The organism is Comamonas sp. E6 (assembly GCF_001010305.1).
GTDB lineage: Bacteria > Pseudomonadota > Gammaproteobacteria > Burkholderiales > Burkholderiaceae_C > Comamonas > Comamonas thiooxydans.
In genome coordinates this window covers 1-1,567 of sequence record NZ_BBXH01000060.1, presented here as the reverse complement: position 1 = coordinate 1,567, position 1,567 = coordinate 1, and the positions used below count along the sequence as shown (strand labels likewise).

Annotated in this window: 1 protein-coding gene; it reads right to left on the bottom strand. The window is 57.1% G+C overall.

Annotation, left to right across the window (positions count from 1 at the left end; all coding sequences use genetic code 11):
* Positions 1–16: 16 nt before the first annotated feature.
* Entirely contained in the window at positions 17–1,537 is a 1,521-nt protein-coding gene (locus CSE6_RS25885) for an IS3 family transposase (RefSeq protein WP_034402022.1), read from the bottom strand.
* Positions 1,538–1,567 lie beyond the last annotated feature (30 nt).

Below are 1,567 nucleotides of genomic sequence, written 5' to 3'. Positions count from 1 at the left end.
CATAAATCTTGGACGGTTATGCAGCAATCCCGAGGGCCCTGCGGTACTCAACAGGGCTCCGTGCCCCTAACGAGATCTTGATCCGTTGCTCGTTGTACCAACGGATGTACGCGTCCAGAGCTTGCGTGAACTGCTCAATGCTCGTGGTTTGCCAGTCGCGGGCATAAAACAATTCGTTTTTGAGCCGCCCGAAGAAGCCTTCACAGGCCGCATTGTCCGGTGAGTACCCCTTACGTGACATCGAGCGCACTAACTTGGCATCAGCGATGCGTGACAACCATCCTGGCCAGCGATAGTGGGCACCACGGTCTGAGTGAACCACAGGTTGCACTTCGCTGTCATTGAGCTTGGCGATCGCGGCATCCAGCATCGTGTTGACCAGTTCAGCGTCGGGGCGTGTTCCGATAGACCAGCTCACCACCATTCCATCGAAGCAATCGATCATGGGCGACAGGTAGACTTTGCCGGCGGGTAGTTGGAACTCCGAGATGTCGGTCAGCCACTTCTGGTTAGGCGCAGTGGCATTGAAGTCGCGATTCAGCAAGTTCTCAGGTGCAGGGCTAATCTCTCCCAAGTAGGAGCCGTAGCGGCGTCGTTTGGGCGCAGCGGCCACCAGCCCTTCCTGCTTCATCAGGCGCCGGACCACCTTCTCCGAGATCCACACGCATTGCCTGACCAGTGAGGCCTGGATGCGACGGTAGCCATAGCAGCCATGGTTGCGCTCGAAGATGTCCGTGATCGTTCGGCGCACCGCGACATACTTTTCGTCAGCGTTGAGCCGAGCTCGATGGTAGAAGTACGAGCTGCGAGCCAGGACTAGCGAGGCGAGCAACTCGGCAAGTGAGTATTCATGGCGCAGGGCATCAACCAGAAGTGTCTTCTCACGATTGCTCAGGAGATGAAGGTCGATGCCCTGGTCCTTTTTTAGGAGCTCGTTCGCCTTCTTCAATAACTCCTGTTCCAACTGCAACCGCCTCACTTGACGACGTAGCGTCTGGAGTTGCTGCTCCAACTGGGACAGCTCCGAACCCGTTGAAGAATCATTGAAGCGCTTCATCGATGCGAGAGCCTCTGGCCCCAATAGTTGATTGCGCCAGTTGTACAGCGTCTCTCGACACACGCCAACGTCGTCAGCAATGGCTTGGACGCGTCCTTGACGTGTGCACAGTGCGAGCACCGCAGCGTGCTTCTGCTCGTTCGACGATGCTCCAAGCAGGCGTGGCCGAGCCCGGGGATTGAGCTCTTGAACCCAAGCGTGAAGTGAGGCCCTCCCGGGATAGCCAAGAGCCTTGATTGTGAAAGCCACGCAGCGCCCGTGCGTCAGATAGTGTTCGACGGCCCGAGCCTTTTGCTCAGCGGTGAACTTCGGTGGGCGAACAACCGCTGTCTTCAAGGCTCGACCCTGCTCGTACTCGCGGTGCCAGCTCTTGAGCGAATTCTTGGTGGGATAGCCCAACTGCTGAATGGTTGCCGCGACTCGTTTGCCTAGCTGGATGTAGAGCGTCACCGCGCGGATTCGATCTTCGTATGAATACATGAACTACCTCTCAGTAGTCCAAGATTTCAT